The following is a 16,856-nucleotide window of genomic DNA, read 5'->3' on the forward strand; positions in this document are numbered from 1 at the left end:
ACCTGTTCACAAGAACGAGCCGACCGCCCTTCGACACCGCACGCCCGACCTCGGCGCGGGCCTACGCGAGCGGCTTGCCGTTCTCGGCGCTGATCAGGGCGGCGACCTCGCCCGCGCGCTCGCCGGGCCGCCGGGACGGGACGCGACGAAGAAGGGCGCGGGCTCCGCGGCGAGCAGAGCAGTCGAGCATCTGGCCGACGGAAACAGTCGCGATAGCCCTTGTCTGCCGCGAATTCAGTAGCCAAGATGGCAGAGAGATTGCGATAACCGCCGCAGAACCGCGCCCCCGGCCCCCTCGGAGTGATCCCTCATGAGTGACCACCAGCAGCTGCGCAACTTCGTCAACGGCTCCTACGTCGACCCGTCCGACGGCGGCTACGCCGACCTGGTCGACCCCTGCACGGGTGAGGTGTTCGCCCAGGCCCCGGTCTCCGGCGCCGCCGACGTGGACGCGGCGATGAACGCCGCCGCCACCGCCTTCGAGGGCTGGCGCGAGGTCACCCCGGCCGAGCGGCAGCGGGCACTGCTCAAGCTCGCCGACGCCGTGGAGGCACGCGCCGCCGAGCTGGTCGACGCCGAGGTACGCAACACCGGCAAGCCCCGCCAGCTCACCGCCGAGGAGGAGCTTCCCCCGGCGGTGGACCAGTTCCGGTTCTTCGCCGGGGCCGCCCGGATGTTGGAGGGGCGGTCGGCCGGGGAGTACCTGGCCGGGCACACCTCCTACGTGCGGCGTGAGCCGATCGGCGTCTGCGCCCAGGTCACCCCCTGGAACTACCCGCTGATGATGGCGGTCTGGAAGATCGCCCCCGCGCTCGCCGCCGGCAACACCGTGGTGCTCAAGCCGTCGGACACCACCCCGGTGTCGACGCTGCTGCTGGCCGAGATCGCCGCCGAGTTCTTCCCACCGGGAGTGTTCAACGTGGTCTGCGGCGATCGGGACACCGGTCGTACCCTCGTGTCACACCCGACCCCGCAGCTGGTGTCGATCACCGGCTCGACCCGCGCGGGCATGGAGGTGGCCGCCGCGGCGGCCCCCGACCTGAAGCGCACCCACCTGGAGTTGGGCGGCAAGGCCCCGGTGGTGGTCTTCGACGACGCGGACGTGGCGGCGGCCGCCGAGGCGATCGCGATGGGTGGCTACTTCAACGCCGGGCAGGACTGCACGGCGGCCACCCGGGTGCTGGCCGGCCCCGGCGTCCACGACGACTTCGTGGCGGCGCTCACCGAGCAGGCCCGCACCACGAAGACCGGGGCACCGGACGACGCGGACGTGCTCTACGGCCCCCTGAACAACGCCAACCAGCTCACCCGGGTCAGCGGCTTCGTGGACCGCCTGCCGGACCACGCGGCGATCCAGACCGGTGGGTCCCGGCAGGGCGAACGCGGCTACTTCTACGCGCCGACGGTGGTCTCCGGGCTGCGTCAGGCCGACGAGATCATCCAGGACGAGGTGTTCGGGCCGGTCATCACCGTGCAGCGCTTCTCCGACGAGGACGAGGCGGTGCGCTGGGCCAACGGCGTCGACTACGGCCTGTCCGCGTCGGTCTGGACGCGCGACCACGGTCGGGCCATGCGGATGACCCGTCGACTCGACTTCGGCTGCGTCTGGGTCAACACGCACATCCCGTTCGTCTCCGAGATGCCGCACGGTGGCTTCAAGCACTCCGGTCACGGCAAGGACCTCTCGGTCTACAGCCTGGAGGACTACACCCGGATCAAGCACGTCATGCACAACATCGAGGGCTGACCGGTGAGCGCGAGGAGTGAGCCGGGTCTGCGAGCCCCGCAGCCGCGAACGAAAGGCGGCGCAGTGAGCGCGAGGAGTGAGCCGGGTCTGCGAGCCCCGCAGCCGCGAACGAAGGGCGGCGCAGTGAGCGCGAGGAGTGAGCCGGGTCTGCGAGCCCCGCAGCCGCGAACGGAGAGCGGTGCCGCGCCGACGTCCGAGGAGCTGCACAGGCGGCGCGGCAATGCCGTGGCCCGGGGGGTCGGCAGTGTGATCACGTCCTACGTGGACAGCGCGTCCGGCGGCACGATCACCGACGTGGACGGCCGGGAGTGGATCGACTTCGCCGCCGGCATCGCCGTGACCAGCGTGGGCAACTCGGCCCCGAGGGTGGTTGAGGCGGTCCGGGCGCAGGTGGAGCGGTTCACCCACACCTGCTTCATGGTCGCGCCGTACGAGTCGTACGTGGCGGTCTGCGAGCAGCTCAACGCGGTGACGCCCGGCGGGTTCGCGAAGCGCTCGGCGTTGTTCAACTCTGGCGCGGAGGCGGTGGAGAACGCCGTCAAGGTCGCCCGGCACGCCACCGGGCGGCCGGCGGTCGTGGTGTTCGACCACGCGTACCACGGCCGGACCAACCTGACCATGGCGTTGACCGCGAAGAACATGCCGTACAAGCACCGGTTCGGGCCGTTCGCCGGGGAGGTCTACCGGGTGCCGATGTCGTACCCGCTGCGTGACGGCGGGCTCTCCGGCGCGGAGGCGGCGACCCGGGCGATCGAGATGATCGAGAAGCAGGTCGGCGCGGAGAACGTCGCCGCGCTGCTCATCGAGCCGATCCAGGGCGAGGGTGGCTTCGTCGTACCCGCGGCGGGTTTCCTGCCCGCGCTGCGCGCGTGGGCGACGGCGGCCGGGGTGGTCTTCGTCGCCGACGAGATCCAGACCGGTTTCTGCCGTACCGGTGACTGGTTCGCCTGTCAGCACGAGGGCGTCGAACCCGACCTGGTGACCCTGGCCAAGGGCATCGCCGGTGGTCTGCCGCTGGCCGCGGTGACCGGTCGGGCCGAGCTGATGGACGCGGTGCACGTGGGTGGGCTCGGCGGCACGTACGGCGGCAACCCGGTCGCCTGCGCCGCCGCGCTGGCCACCATCGAGACCATGCACGAGCTGGACCTGGCCGGTGCGGCCCGACGGATCGAGTCGGTGCTGGTCCCCCGGCTGCGGGCCATCGCCGAGCGGGACCCCCGGGTCGCCGAGGTACGCGGCCGGGGCGCGATGCTCGCCGTGGAGCTGGTGCTGCCGGGCACCCTCACCCCCGACCCGGTCGCCACGGCGGCGATCTCGGCGGCCTGTCACGCCGCCGGCCTGCTCACCCTGACCTGCGGCACGTACGGCAACGTGCTGCGCTTCCTGCCCCCGCTGGTGATCTCCGACGAGCAGCTCAACCGGGGGGCGGACATCCTGGACGCCGCCTTCGGCTGAGCGGGCAGGGGCACGCCGCGACCGAGCGGGCAGGGGCCCGGTGTGCGGGCCCCTGCCCGGATGTCAGCGGAGCACCTCGACGGTGTTGCGGCGCACCAGGTTCTTGCCCGGCTCGCGGATCTGCTCCATGGCGGCGGAGTTGAGCAGCACGCAGCTGCCCGACGGGCCGGTCACCGTCACCGTGGTCGCCCGGTTGTTGTCCAGGTTGGTCACCCGAAGCCGGGTGCCCACCGGGAACTGCCCACTGGTCGCCGCCGGTCCGGCCGCCTCCTCGAAGAAGGTGATCGCCCCGGAGCACACCGACTGGGGCGCCGGACCGGGCGCGCCGGGAGACGCGGCACCGGGACGGACGGTGCCGGGGGCCGGAGCGCCGGCGGGCGGGGCCGCACCGTCGACGCGTTCCACCACGTTGCGGCGGATGACGTTCTTGCCCGGCTCGCGGACCAGCTCCATAGCCGCCGCGTTGAGCAGCACGCAACTGCCCGACGGGCCGGTCACCGTCACGGTGGCCGCCCGGTTGTTGTCCAGGTTGGTCACCCGAAGCCGGGTGCCCACCGGGAACCGGTCGCTGGTCGCCGCCGGTGCCCCGCCCTCCGCCGAGAAGGTGACCGAGCCGGAGCAGACCGAGGACCGTGCGGGGGACGTGTCGGCGAACCCGAAGCTGGTCCCCACCGACACGCCCACCGCGGCGAGCACCGCCACACTCGCTGCCAGCACGTGCCTGCGCTGCACCCTCATCGCCGTCACTCCCGTCCTCGGTGGTGTTTCTTCACCCACCGGTACGGACCGGAGCGTCCTACCGTTCAGCCGGCACGGGTATCGATCGTGTGGCGACCAGGTCGACCGGCCCGTACCGGGTGCTCGGAGCCCCGGTGATCAGCGCCCAGTAACGGTCGCCGTACGACCAGTGCCACCACTCGGTCGGGTAGTTGACCATTCCCACGCCGCCGAGGGCGTCCACCATGATCTGCCGGTGCCGGCGCGCGGCGCCCCCGATCCCCGGCGCGTCGGTGAAGCAGGCGTCGGCGCTGTCCTCGGGTGTGGCGTCGATGGCCGTGCCCAGGTCCAGCTCCACACCGTCGTCGGTGCAGAGCGTCAGGTCCACCGCGCCACCCGTGCTGTGCGGGGCCACCTCGACCGGCGACACGAACTTCGTGGTCTCCCGGTGCAGCCGCTGCGGCGACCAGTCCGGGTGCCGTCGGCGCAGCTCGTCGCGGTAGCCGGTGAAGATGGCCAGTTGCGCCTGGTACGGCCGGTAACCCTCGACCACCAGCAACCGCAGCCCACCGGGCAGGGCACGCTGCGCGGCCAGCAGTCGGTCCACGACACCGGCCCGCAACCGGGCGTACGCCCCGGCCGGGTCGGCCGCCCGGCCGTCGAGCCGCAACTCCGGCAGCTCACGCAGGTCGACGAACTCCTCGCCGTCGTCCGCGCTGGGCACCGCCGCCACCCGAGGGTCGGAGAGCAGGATCATCGGACGCTCCCCATGGTGCCCGTCGGCCGTTCCGCGTGCCGCACCCGGGCCAGCTCGACGAGTCGGTCCACCACCTCCCGGTAGCCGACCCCGACGGCGGCCCACACCTTCGGGTACATCGAGTGCGCGGTGAAGCCGGGCATCGTGTTCAGCTCGTTGACGTACAGCTCGCCGGCCGCCTCGTCAAAGAAGAAGTCGACCCGGGCCAGACCCCAACCGCCGATCGCGGCGAACGCGCGCAGCGACAGCTCGCGGACCCGCGCGGCCACCTCGTCCGGCAGCACGGCGGGGACGATCATCGGGTCGGCGTCGCCGAAGTACTTCTGCTGGTAGTCGAACCAGCCGCCGCTGACCTGCACCTCGCCCACCGCCGACGCCTCGGGACGCCAGCCACCGAGCACCGCGCACTCCAACTCCCGGCCGACGACCCCCTGCTCGACCAGGACGAGCTGGTCGTGGCGAAGCGCCTCCTCCACGGCGGCGGCCAGGTCGTCGCCCTCGTCGACGCGGGAGATGCCGATCGACGAGCCCATGCTGGCCGGCTTGACGAACAGTGGCCGGCTCAGCCCGGTCACCAACTTCTCCGGGTCGTCGACCTCCCGGTAGGTGTGCGCGTCGAACGACACGTACGGGGTGACGGGGATGCCCTCGGCGCGCAGCGCCCGCTTCATCGCCACCTTGTTCATGCCGACCGCCGAGGCGAGGATGCCGCACCCGACGTACGGCACGTTCAGTGACTCCAGCAGCCCCTGCACCACACCGTCCTCTCCGTACGGGCCGTGCAGCACCGGGAAGACCACGTCCAGCTCGGCGTGCACCGCGCCGGGGGCGTTGCCAGCGGACACCTGCACGACACCCGGACGCGGACCGGCCCGCAACTCGACGGCCGGCCCGCTGACCACCAACTGGTCGTCGATGGCCCGCTCGCCGGCCGGTCGGTCGCGCAACTCGGCCAGCAGCGCGTCGGGCATCAGCCGGAAGCCGCCGCCGCGGGTGACACCGATGGCCACCGTGCGATAGCCGCCGCCGGCGAGCGCCCGGGCCACCCCGAGCGCGGAGGCACAGGAGACCTCGTGCTCGGCCGACGGCCCACCGAACAGGATGCCGATCCGAACTGGTGCGCTCACGCCGCCACCCCTTCCTCCGCCAGGTCGGCCGATCGCGAGGCCATCAACCGGGCCACCAGCGCCGCCTCCACGTTCCCGCCGGTCAGCACCACGCCGACCGTGCGCTGCCGGTCGATCGCCGACGCGCTCTGGCTTCCGCCGTCCGGTGGAAGCCTCCGGCTTGCGCCGTCCGGTGGAAGCCGAAGGGCGCCGGCCAGGCCCGCCGCCCCGGAGGGCTCGGCGAGCACCTTGAGCTCCGTCAGGATCAGCCGGAACGCCGCCGCGATCTCGTCGTCGTCGACCCGGACGACCCCCCGCAGCGTGTCCCGCACGATGGCGAACGGCAGCTCCCCCACGCAGGACGGCCGCAGCCCGTCCGCGATGGTGGGCGTCGGCGCCACCGGCACGCGTACACCCGCCGCCAGGCTGCGGGCGAGCGAGTCGCAACCCACCGGCTCCACGCCGTACACCTCGATGCCGGAGCCGGCGGCGGCCAGGCACGCGCCGGCAACCCCGCCACCACCACCCACCGGTACGACCAGCGCGTCCAACGGCGTCCCCGCGCGCTCGGCGTCCTCGATCAGTTCCAGGCTCGCGGTGCCCTGCCCGGCGATCACGTCCGGGTGGTCGTACGCGTCTACGACGGGGTGACCGCTCTCGTCGCTGAGCCCGTTGGCCACCGCCACCCGCTCCTCGACGCCGGTGCCGGCGAACACCACCCGCGCCCCCGCCGCGCGCGCCCGGTCGACCTTCGTCGACGCGGCATCGACCGGCAGCACCACTGTCGCCGCGAGCCCGTGCTGCCGGGCCGCCAACGCCACCGCCACCGCGTGGTTGCCGGTGCTCTGCGCGATCACCCCGGTGTGGCCGGCCACCGCGAGGCGGCCGACCGCGCGCAGCGCACCCCGCATCTTGTACGAGCCGCCGTGCTGGAGGTTCTCCGCCTTGAGCAGCACCCGCGCCCCGGCAAGCTCGTCGATCACCGGGGAGCGCAGCACGGGGGTGCGGACCACGCGACCGGTCAGCCAGCGGCCGGCCTCCTCGACATCGGCCCGGACCTGACCAACTGTGCCTGTCATCGTCTCTCCTTTTCGGGCACGCCACAGGCAGGGTCCAGCGGTACGCGGACCCCGGTGACCGTGGGTGGAAGTGTCAGTTCAAGGTGGGTAGCTGGACGTCGACCCGCAGGCCGCCGTACTCGGCGGGCCGGGCCGCGATGATGCCGTCGTGGGCCTGGGTGATCGACCGGGCGATGGCCAGGCCCAGCCCGGCCCCACCGCCCTGCGAGGTCCGGTCCCGGGCGAGTCGGCGGAACGGCTCGAACAGACCGGCGACCGCCTCGGCCGGCACGGGCTGGCCGGTGTTGACCACTGACAGCGCGGGCACGCCGCCCACCACGACGGTCAGCGAACCGCCCGGCCGGTTGTACTTGATCCCGTTCTCCACCAGGTTGGTGACCAGGCGTTCCAGCAGCACCCGCTCGCCGACGACCATCCGGGGTTCGAGATGGGTCTCCACTGTGACGCCGGCCTCCCGGGCCCGGTCCAGGTAACCCGCCAGCACCGCCTCGACGATCGCGTCCAACCGCTGCGGTATCCGCGAACGGAGACCCTGGTCGCTCTCGCTGAGCGCGAGCAGGCCCTCGATCAGTCGTTCGTTGCGCTCGTTGGTCTCCAGCAGCTGATTGGTCAGCAGCTCCAACTGCTCGCCGGTGAGCGCCCTGGCCATGCCGACCTCGATGAGCGTCCGCTGCACGGCGAGGGGTGTACGCAGCTCGTGCGAGGCGTTCGCGGCGAACCGCCGCTGCCCCTCGTACCCGGCGGAGACGCGTTCCATCATCTCGTCGATCGCCCTCGACAGCCGGGCCAACTCGTCGCCGCCCCGGGGCCGGATCCGGTGACCGAGGTTCTGCGGGCCGAGCTGCCCGATCGGCCCGGCCAGGTCAGCGACCGGGCGCAGGCACCACGCCGCGGCGAACCAGAGCCCCACCAGGACAGCCAGGGTCACGAGCAGGACAGCCACCAGGGGCAGCAGGAAACCCCCCGGCCGGACGGTGCGGCACACCGCCGACATCCCCGGCACGGGCAGGTCACAGAACCGCTGCCCCCAGTTCCAGGTCACCTGCGACAGCAACTTGCCCATCGCCGGCAGCACCGGGCCGGCCAGCAGCGCCAACAGCCCCACCAGCAGCACCCGGCGTCGGGGCGTCCAGCTCACGCCGTGCCACCGATGCGGTAGCCGGCCTTCGGAACGGTGTGAATGATCGCGGGATCGCCGAGCTTCTTGCGCAGGGTCATCACGGTGACCCGTACGGCGTTGGTGAACGGGTCGGCGAACTCGTCCCAGGCCTGCTCCAGCAACTCCTCGGCGCTGACCACCTGGCCGTCCGCGCGCAGCAGCACGTGCAGCACCGCGAACTCCTTGGGGCTCAACGCGAGGGGGCGACCATCCCGGGCGGCCAGGTGCCGACCCACGTCCAGGGTCAGGCCGTCCTGGGCGAGCACCGGTGGCAGCGCCGGAGTGGACCGCCGCCCGAGGGCCTGCACCCGAGCCACCAACTCGGCGAAGGCGAACGGCTTGGTCAGGTAGTCGTCCGCGCCGAGGCCGAGGCCCTCCACCCGGTCCCGGATGCCCGCCGCCGCGGTGAGCAGCAGCACCCGGGTGCCGAGATGCGAGTCGGCGATGCTGCGGCACACCTCGTCGCCGGTGTGTCCAGGCATGTCCCGGTCCAGCACCGCCACGTCGTACCGGTTCACCCCGACCCGCTCCAGCGCACCGTCACCGTCGTAGCAGACGTCCACGGCCATCGAGAGGCGGCGCAGCCCTTCGGCCACCGTGTCCGCCAACAACCGCTCGTCGTCCGCCACCAGCACCCGCACGTTTCCCGCTCCCCCAGTTCGGCTTGCCCGGCATACCGTCGCAGGCCCGGGTTAAGGGTTCTGTAAGCACCCGCCGCAGCCATCCTCCACGCGCCTGTCCAGCAGGCAAACCACCACACCCCAGCCCCCGCCCCCTTCCTCCCCGTGTCGGGCCCCCTGAGCCCCCCGTCCCCAAAGCCCTCCGCACCCAGGCACCCAACAGTGACCCGCGCCACAAGACCCCCCGGCCCGCCCCAGCCCCGGCCCCGGCCCCGCCCGGCCCGCCCCAGCCCGGCCCGGCCCGGCGATCTTGCACTTTGTGTTGTCGAAATAGGCGTAAGGCGTCTTTTGTCGGAGCAGAAAGTGCAAGATCGGCGTGAGCGAGGGCGAGGGCGAGGGCGAGGGCGTGAGCGAGGGCGAGGGCGGGGCACGGGGCTCGGCAGGGGGGTGGTTAGGAGAGGGCGGCGCGGATTGTGGCTTTGATGTGTTCGGGGCGGCGGTAGAGGTCGCGGTCGGTGAAGTAGCGCATCCGCCAACCCGCTGCGGCCAGCCAGTTGATCCGCTCACGGTCGTGCCTGAGTCGATCGCGGTCCAGGTGCGACTGTCCGTCGTACTCGATGCCGATTCGGCGTTCGCGGTAGCCCAGATCGAGGCGGTACAGCGGGATGCCGTGGCGGTCGGTCACCCATAGTTGCGGCTCCGGCGGGGGCAGGCCGCCGTCGATCAGGATCAGTCGCAACTGGCTTTCCTGCCGGCACTCCGCCCTGCCGTCTGCCAGCGGTACAAGTTGGCGGGCCTGGCGGACACCCCGCAACGCGTTGTGGGCCGCAACCTCGGCCAGCAGGTCATCCTGGGTGACCAAGCCGGATCGCAGGGCGGCGTCGAGCACTGGGAGTGCGTCGACCCGACGAGCGGCGCGCGCAAGGTCGACTGCACAGCGCGCCGGCGGCACACAGGGCAGGCCTGCGACGAAGACCGGCCGCGCGGGTAGAACCGTCCGGTGAACAACCACCCCGGGCAGACGGGGCTTTGGCACCTCGGCGGGCAACTGGATGTGGATCAGATCGTCGCGCAGGACCCCGAAGCCGTATCGGCGGGCGGCACTCTGCCTCGCTAACATCGCTCCGTCGGGCAGCCGGAGCATCAGGGCGCGTAGTTCGTCGTCGTCGTCGCAGGGCTTGTCGGCGTAGACCCCTCTGCGCACACGCAGGATTTCCTCGCGATCGAGCCGAGTCCGTATCCGTCCAACGGTGAGCTGCCGCATCAGCGCGTCCGTACGCCATAACTGAGTTGCCATGCGGGGAGGCTGACCGACCCGGGCCTCCGCCAGTGCCCCGCAACAACGACCTGTGGAAAACCAACCCCTCTGTGGACAACCCCCACAACCCCCCTCACCCGTGCTAGCACCACCCCCTCGCGCACCCCTTCGCTCCCGCGATCTTGCACTTACTGTCGACGATATGCCCGATAGGAGGCATAAGTGACCACAGAAAGTGCAAGATCGCGGGAGTGGGGGGTGGGGACGGGGCGCGCGGGGGCGGGGGCGGGGGCGGGGGCGGGGTTAGTCGCAGGCTATTCCGTCGCCGTCTCGGTCAAGGTCGTAGATGTCGTCGCCGATGACCCTGATCGGCCCTCTGACGTAGGCGGGGCCGTTGCCACTACCACCCGCGCAGTCGACGTCGCTGGCGATCGGGACGCAGCCGCTGTAGTTCGGGTCGCACTTCGACGACTGCGGCTTCTTCGTGCCGACGGCCACGACCTGAGTCACCGGCTGTTTCGTCACCGCGGATTTGACCAGCTTCTTGGCTGTCCGCACGCCGTCGGTGGTGGTCACCTCGTAGGTCATGGTCCGGACGCCGTTGACGCCCTTGGTCCGGACGACCCGCTTGCCCTCGGCCAGTGACGAGTCTTTGACGGTCCGCTCGCCGTACCGGATGGTGGCCTTCTCCGTCACGGTCGTCACCTGCACCACCGGCACGGCCGCCGCGCCGGGCGGGCTGGGCGCGACCGATGACGGGGCCGACGAGGGCACCGTGGAGGACGCATCGGTCGGCGATTCCTCCTGGGCCGGGGCCTCCTCGGTCGGCTCGCCGGGCGCGGCCAGGATCGGCTGTTGCGGTTGCTCGGCCGCGGTGCCGGTTCTGGTCGGCTCCGGCTCGCCGGTCAACGCGCCGATGATGGCGGTCCCGGCGCAGCAGAGCAGCAGGATCGACAGCGTCACCGAGCCGAGGATCACGGCGACGCGGCTGGCGGGAGTGGCCCGGCGGAACCAGTTCGGTCGGGGCGTCTGGCCGAACGACGGCGGGTACGGCGGCCCCGGGTGCTGTGGTGGTTGCATCGTCACGGCGATGAGTGTCGTCGCAAACACAGCGTGCAATATCCCCCGTCGCGTTCGTCACCTGCGCCTTTCGCTTCGCGGGAAAGATCGGTGGGCGCGTTGGCGGGCGACGAGTCGGCAGGTGCGGCAACCCTCCAGGTTGCGGGGCAGGGCCGATCGTGCGGGTATCAGCACAACAAAAGCCGCAGATCCCCCCCGCACCGTGTCGACAGCGGTCGGAGAGCAAACGACCATGACGGAACTGTCGCGATGCCGTCAGCGGGGCGGGCTCACCGCTCCTCCATCGCCCATGGTGAGCCGTAACCGTTGAGCAGGTCGAGGAAGGGCATCGGGGGTAACGCCTCCGGTCCGAGCACCCCGACGCCGGCCCACGCGCCGCTGGCCAGCAACTCCAACGCGACGACCGGGTTGACGGCGGTCTGCCAGACCACCGCCTGGTGCCCGTACTCCCGCATCGACCACTCGTTGTCGACCACGTGGTACAGGTAGACCTCGCGAGGTTGGCCGTCCGGGCCGAGGCCGCGTACCCAGGTGCCGGCGCAGGTCTTGCCGCGCATCCGGGCGCCGAGCGTGGCCGGGTCGGGCAGGCTGGCGGCCACCACGTCGCGCGGGGAGACGTCGACGCCGCGTACCCGCACCGGGGAGACGGCGTCCAGACCGAGCTTGTGCAGCGTCTTGAGCACCTCGATGAACTCGTCGCCCAGGCCGTACTTGAAGGTGACCCGCCGGGCCTTGACCCAGCGCGGGATGAGCAGCACCTCCTCGTGCTCCACGTTGACGCACTCGACCGGCCCGATCCCCTCGGGGAAGTGGAAGACCTCCGGCTCGGAGAACGGTTCGGTGGTGAACCAGCCCCGGTCCCGTTCCCAGACGACCGGCGGATTGAGGCACTCCTCGATGGTGGTCCAGATGGAGAACGAGGGCGCGAAGTCGTACCCGTCGACGGTGAGGTTCGCCCCGTCCCGGACTCCGATCTCGTCGATCTCACTGAACAGTTCGTCGGCGGCGTAACGGGCGAAGACGTCGGAGAGGCCGGGCTCGACCCCGATGCCGCACAGCGCCAGCCGACCGGCCGCCGACCAGGTGTCGGCCTGCGCGAACTGTTCGTCGCCGAGCTTCACGCCGGTTTCGACGTGCGACAGCGACATCGCCATGTCCAGGTAGTCCGCGCCGGCCGCGAACGCGCCGTCGAAGATCGGCATCACGAACCGCGGGTCGACGGCGTTCAGCACGTGCGTGATCCGGTGCTCCCGGCACAGTGCGGTGACCGCGTCGGCCGAGGCGGCGTCGACCTGGGCGGCGACGAAACGGTCGTCGTGCCCGGCGACCGCCCGTTGGGCCCGAACGGGGTCGTGGTCGGCCACCACGATGGTCTCGAAGAAGGTCCGTCGGGCGGCGATGGCTACGGCGGCGGAGCCGACGCCACCGGCGCCGACGAGGAGGACACGCATCAGGAATCAAACCCCAAACCGAAACGATCGAGAGTACGAAGCCAGAGGTCGCGCCGGCCCTCGCGCGCGTCGGCGCGGGCCAGTGACCAGCGGGTGAGATTGATGCCGACCGCGCGGACGGGTTCCGGTGGGAACGGCAGTGGCTTGCGGCGGACCAGGTCGAGCCGGGTCAGCGGGGTGTTCCCGCCGTCGAGCAGGTCGAGCAGCACCCGGGCCCCGAAGCGGGTGGCCCCGACGCCGAGGCCGGTGTAGCCGGCCGCGTACGCCAGCCGACCGTTGTAGGCGGTGCCGAAGAACGGGCAGAACCGGGTGCAGGTGTCGATGACCCCGCCCCAGCGGTGGCTGAACCGCACGTCGGCGAGCTGCGGGAACGTGGTGAAGAAGTGGCGGGCGAGGGTGGTGAAGGTGGCCGGTCGTTGTTCCAGTTGGGGCGCGACCCGGTTGCCGTAGTGGTAGACGGCGTCGTAGCCGCCGAAGAGGATCCGTCCGTCGGTGGTGATCCGGTAGTAGTGGAACTGGTTGGCGGTGTCGGCGAGCCCCTGCCGGTTGCGCCACCCGATGGCGTCGCGCTGGGCGGCGGTGAGCGGCTCGGTCATCAGCACGTGGTCGTAGACCGGCACCAGGTACGCCCGCAGCCGGCGTAGCAGCGGCGGGAACGCGTTGGTGGCCAGCACGACCCGGCGCGCCCGGATCGAGCCGGGCAGGCCGGTGGCAGTGGTGTCGGCCCGGCCACTGTCGGCCGGGTGGGCGGCGGGGCCGGCGCCCTGGGTGCTGGCGTGCAGGGCCGCGCCGTCGGAGCGCAGTCCGGTGACCCGGGTGTGCTCGTGCACGCGTACGCCGAGGTCGAGGCAGGCGCGGCGCAGCCCCCAGGCCAGCTTCGCCGGGTCCACCATGGCGACCCGGTCGGCGTCGAACATCCCACCCAGGTACGTCGGCGAGCGCACCTCGGCGCGCACCTCGTCCCGGTCGAGCAACCGCACCCGGTGGCCGTACCGGCGGGCCAGGTCCGCGTCGGCGGCCAACCCGTCGAGTTGGTACGGCTCGACGGCGACGGCCAGCTCGCCGGTGCGCTCGAAATCGCAGTCGATGTCGAACGTCTCGACCGTGGCCGCGATGGCGTCCAGGTTGTCGCGCCCGAGGCGTTCCAACTCGCCGACCTCGTCGGGGAACCGGTCGACGCCGTTGGCGAGGCCGTGGGTCAGCGAGGCGGCGCAGAAACCGCCGTTGCGCCCGGAAGCCGCCCAACCGCAGGTCCCGGCGTCGACGAGCAGCACGTCCCGGTCCGGGTCCGCCTGTTTCGCCAACAGCGCGGCCCACAGTCCGCTGTAACCGCCGCCGATCACCAGCAGGTCGGCGGAGTGCCGACCGCTCAGCGGCGGTAGCGGGTCGGGGCGGTCCGGGCGGTCGAGCCAGTACGGCACGGGTGCCGCGTCGGCCAGAGCCCGGCCGGCATGCGCGGGCGTCATGAGGGCAGACCCCACACGCGGGGCGGGTGACCCGTAGGACGGTTTCCCCGACCGGCGCGGCGGGCTGTGGTCATGACGGCCGCCGCGCCTGCGGTGTCGACCCGACCAGCAGGTTGGCGCGGCGGGCCCGTCGACCGCGCAGCGAGCTGAGGCCCACGAGCAGCAGCGCGACCGCGAACATCGCCGTGCCGATCACGTTGACCTGTGGTGGGATGCCACGCTGGGCAGCGCCCCAGACGTACATCGGGAAGGTGACGGTGGTGCCGGCGTTGAAGTTCGTGATGATGAAGTCGTCGAAGCTCAGCGAGAAGGCCAGCAACGCGGCGGCCACGATGCCGGGCAGCACCAGCGGCAGGGTGATCCGCCGGAAGGTCTGCCACTCGGTGGCGTAGAGGTCCATGGCGGCCTCCTCCAGCCGCCGGTCCATGCCGGCGAGCCGCGCCTTCACGGTGACCACCACGAACGACACACAGAACATCACATGCGCGATCACGACGGTCCAGAAACCCTGCGGTACGCCCGCCGACACGAACAGGGCCAGCAGCGACGTGCCCATCACCAGTTCCGGGGTGGCCATCGGCAGGAAGATCAGCACGTTGATCCCGGATCGGCCACGAAAGCGGTGCCGGACCAGCGCGAACGCCATCAGGGTGCCGAGCACGGTGGCGATCACAGTGGCGAGGAAGCCGATCTGCACGCTGCGGACCACCGCGTCGCACATGTCCGAGGTGGCGCACGGCTGCCGCCAGTTGTCCAGAGTGAACTCGTTGAAGTCGTACGACAGCCGGCTCGACGGACGGTTGAACGACAGCCCCGCCACCACCAGGATCGGCAGCGCCAGGTAACCGAGCACCAGCAACGCCACGATCATCACCCAGCGGTCCGCCAACCAACGGGAAACCCTCACAGGACCTCCTCCGTGCCGGCTCGACGGAGGTAGCCGAAGACCACCGCGAGGATCGCCGCCATCAGCAGGAACGACAGCGCGGCGCCCTGCGGGTAGTCCAGTCGGACCAGGAACGCCGAGTCGATGACGTTGCCGATCATGTATTCGTTCGGGGTGCCGAGCAGCTCCGCGTTGATGTAGTCGCCGCTGGCCGGGATGAAGAACAGCAGCGTGCCGGCGACCAGACCGGGCATGGACAGCGGCAGTGTCACCCGACGGAACGCCTGCACCGGGCTCGCGTACAGGTCGCTGGCCGCCTCCAGCAACCGGGGGTCGAGCCGCTCCAGGCTCGCGTACAGCGGCAGCACCAGAAACGGCAGGAAGTTGTATGTCAGGCCGAGCACCACAGCGAACGGGGTGGCCAGCAGCCGGCCGTCCGGGGCGAGCAGGTGCACGTCGCGCAGCAGACCGACGAGCGCGCCGTTGTCCGACAGGATCGTCTTCCAGGCCAACGTGCGGACCAGAAAGCTGGTGAACATCGGCGCGACGACGCACACCAGCAGCAGGTTCTTCCAGCGGCCGGCCTTCTGCGCGATGGCGTACGCCAGCGGGTAGCCCAGCAGCAACGCCAGCACCAGGGCCAGCCCGGCGTAGCCGAACGAGCGCAGGAACTGCGGCCAGTACGCCTGGAGCACGTCCGGGTAGTTGCCGACCGCCCAGGTCATCGCGTACCCGGTGGAGAGCGAGCCGCTGGGGTCGTACAGGCTGGCCGCCGCCAACTGCACGAGCGGCACACCGAAGAAGATGACCAGCCAGGCCGCGCCCGGCAACAACAGGAGGTACGGCAGGAGTCGGCGTCGCCCCGACCGGGCTGCCGGTGGCGCGGGCGGCGGGTGCCCCGAGCCGGTGGGGGCCAGCAGGGTCACGACGACGCACCCACCGGCTCGTCCGGCACCGGTGCGGTCCGGTCGGTGTCGGCGGCGTCGCGGGGCAACAGGAACGCATGCCGTGGATCCCAGTACGCCACGGCCTCGCCGCCGACCGCCACGGTCGTCGACGTCCCGCTGTTGGCGGCGAAGACCGACACCTCGGTGCCCCAGCCGGTACGCAGCAGGTACTGCGTGCTGACTCCCACGTAGGAGGCGTCGGTGACCACTCCGGTGACGTGCTGATGCCCGGCGGGCACCTGGTCGGCGGAGCCGACCAGAATCAGCTTCTCCGGGCGTACCCCCAGGTGGACCGGACCGCTCTCGGCCCGTGCCCGGCCGACGGGCACGGAGAAGCGCGTGCCGTGTGCCGTCACCGCGACGTCGCCGCCGCTGACGCCGGTGGCCTCGCCGGCGAGCAGATTGGACTGGCCGAGGAAGTTCGCCACGAAGGCGGTGGCGGGAAACTCGTAGATGTCGGCCGGGGCACCCAACTGCTCGATCCGGCCGGCGTTCATCACCGCGACGGTGTCGGCCATGGTCATGGCCTCCTCCTGGTCGTGGGTGACGTGTACGAAGGTGATGCCGACCTCGGTCTGGATGCGCTTCAGCTCGATCTGCATCTGTCGGCGCAGCTTGAGGTCGAGTGCGCCCAGCGGCTCGTCGAGCAGCAGCACCTGCGGCCGGTTGATCAGAGCGCGGGCAAGCGCGACCCGCTGCTGCTGACCCCCGGACAGCTGGGCCGGGCGGCGGTTGCCATAGCCGTCGAGCTGCACCAGCGACAGCATCCGGGCAACCTCGTCGTCGACCGAGCGGATGCCGCGTCGGCGCAGCCCGAAGGCCACGTTCTCGAAGATGCTGAGGTGCGGAAAGAGCGCGTAGCTCTGGAAGACGGTGTTCACCGGCCGCTTGTACGGCCGCAGTCGGGCGATGTCGGTGTCACCGAGCAGCACCTGGCCGCTGGTCGGCTCCTCCAGGCCGGCGATCATCCGCAACGTGGTGGTCTTGCCGCAGCCGGACGCGCCGAGCAGCGCGAAGAACGAGCCCTGCTCGACGGTCAGGCTCAGGTCGTCGACGGCGGTGAAGACGCCAAACCGTTTGGTGAGGTCGGCCAGGCGCAGGTCGCCGGCGGGTGTCTCGCGGGCCATC

General features: G+C 71.4%; 15 protein-coding genes. 2 read left to right on the plus strand and 13 right to left on the minus strand.

Going from position 1 to position 16,856, the window contains the following annotated elements; genetic code table 11:
* Window positions 1-310 precede the first annotated feature (310 nt).
* Entirely contained in the window at window positions 311-1,747 is a 1,437-nt protein-coding gene (locus ACZ6NZ_RS19650; RefSeq protein WP_465859436.1) for a gamma-aminobutyraldehyde dehydrogenase, read from the plus strand.
* Between the two features lie 147 nt (window positions 1,748-1,894).
* Window positions 1,895-3,202 carry a 4-aminobutyrate--2-oxoglutarate transaminase gene (gene gabT, locus ACZ6NZ_RS19655; protein ID WP_465859494.1) on the plus strand — a complete coding sequence of 436 codons (1,308 nt, stop codon included), beginning with the start codon at window positions 1,895-1,897 and terminating at the stop codon, window positions 3,200-3,202.
* A gap of 63 nt (window positions 3,203-3,265) precedes the next feature.
* Here the strand turns inward: gabT and ACZ6NZ_RS19660 are convergent, their stop codons facing one another.
* The 13 genes from ACZ6NZ_RS19660 to ACZ6NZ_RS19720 all read right to left on the minus strand — a co-directional run bounded on the left by ACZ6NZ_RS19660 (window position 3,266) and on the right by ACZ6NZ_RS19720 (window position 16,855).
* Window positions 3,266-3,940, minus strand: coding sequence for a hypothetical protein (locus ACZ6NZ_RS19660; RefSeq protein WP_366610419.1), 675 nt, complete (start codon window positions 3,938-3,940; stop codon window positions 3,266-3,268).
* A 58-nt stretch (window positions 3,941-3,998) separates the two neighbouring features.
* Entirely contained in the window at window positions 3,999-4,676 is a 678-nt protein-coding gene (locus ACZ6NZ_RS19665; RefSeq protein WP_465859437.1) for a M15 family metallopeptidase, read from the minus strand.
* Window positions 4,673-5,803, minus strand: coding sequence for a D-alanine--D-alanine ligase family protein (locus ACZ6NZ_RS19670; protein WP_465859438.1), 1,131 nt, complete (start codon window positions 5,801-5,803; stop codon window positions 4,673-4,675). The genes ACZ6NZ_RS19665 and ACZ6NZ_RS19670 overlap by 4 nt, the downstream gene beginning before the upstream one ends.
* Complete coding sequence (locus ACZ6NZ_RS19675) at window positions 5,800-6,861, minus strand: threonine ammonia-lyase (protein WP_465859439.1); 1,062 nt, start codon at window positions 6,859-6,861, stop codon at window positions 5,800-5,802. Before ACZ6NZ_RS19675 ends, ACZ6NZ_RS19670 begins: the two co-directional genes overlap by 4 nt.
* A gap of 73 nt (window positions 6,862-6,934) precedes the next feature.
* Window positions 6,935-7,999 (minus strand): sensor histidine kinase, encoded by a 1,065-nt coding sequence (locus ACZ6NZ_RS19680; RefSeq protein ID WP_366610414.1) that lies wholly within the window; start codon window positions 7,997-7,999, stop codon window positions 6,935-6,937.
* Entirely contained in the window at window positions 7,996-8,661 is a 666-nt protein-coding gene (locus ACZ6NZ_RS19685; protein ID WP_366610413.1) for a response regulator transcription factor, read from the minus strand. Before ACZ6NZ_RS19685 ends, ACZ6NZ_RS19680 begins: the two co-directional genes overlap by 4 nt.
* 430 nt (window positions 8,662-9,091) lie before the next feature.
* Entirely contained in the window at window positions 9,092-9,937 is an 846-nt protein-coding gene (locus tag ACZ6NZ_RS19690) for a DUF559 domain-containing protein (protein ID WP_465859440.1), read from the minus strand.
* Between the two features lie 264 nt (window positions 9,938-10,201).
* A complete protein-coding gene (locus ACZ6NZ_RS19695) occupies window positions 10,202-10,978 on the minus strand; it encodes a G5 domain-containing protein (protein ID WP_465859495.1) in 777 nt (258 codons plus the stop codon).
* Between the two features lie 269 nt (window positions 10,979-11,247).
* Window positions 11,248-12,429 carry a saccharopine dehydrogenase family protein gene (locus tag ACZ6NZ_RS19700; protein WP_465859441.1) on the minus strand — a complete coding sequence of 394 codons (1,182 nt, stop codon included), beginning with the start codon at window positions 12,427-12,429 and terminating at the stop codon, window positions 11,248-11,250.
* Window positions 12,429-13,895 (minus strand): NAD(P)/FAD-dependent oxidoreductase, encoded by a 1,467-nt coding sequence (locus ACZ6NZ_RS19705; RefSeq protein WP_465859442.1) that lies wholly within the window; start codon window positions 13,893-13,895, stop codon window positions 12,429-12,431. Before ACZ6NZ_RS19705 ends, ACZ6NZ_RS19700 begins: the two co-directional genes overlap by 1 nt.
* Before the next feature lie 70 nt (window positions 13,896-13,965).
* Window positions 13,966-14,802, minus strand: coding sequence for an ABC transporter permease (locus tag ACZ6NZ_RS19710; RefSeq protein WP_465859443.1), 837 nt, complete (start codon window positions 14,800-14,802; stop codon window positions 13,966-13,968).
* Window positions 14,799-15,707, minus strand: a complete 909-nt coding sequence (locus tag ACZ6NZ_RS19715) for an ABC transporter permease (RefSeq protein ID WP_465859444.1) — start codon at window positions 15,705-15,707, stop codon at window positions 14,799-14,801. Before ACZ6NZ_RS19715 ends, ACZ6NZ_RS19710 begins: the two co-directional genes overlap by 4 nt.
* Window positions 15,704-16,855, minus strand: coding sequence for an ABC transporter ATP-binding protein (locus ACZ6NZ_RS19720; RefSeq protein ID WP_465859445.1), 1,152 nt, complete (start codon window positions 16,853-16,855; stop codon window positions 15,704-15,706). Before ACZ6NZ_RS19720 ends, ACZ6NZ_RS19715 begins: the two co-directional genes overlap by 4 nt.
* Window position 16,856: the final 1 nt, after the last annotated feature.

The sequence above is a fragment of the Micromonospora sp. NPDC047756 genome (genome assembly GCF_055587245.1).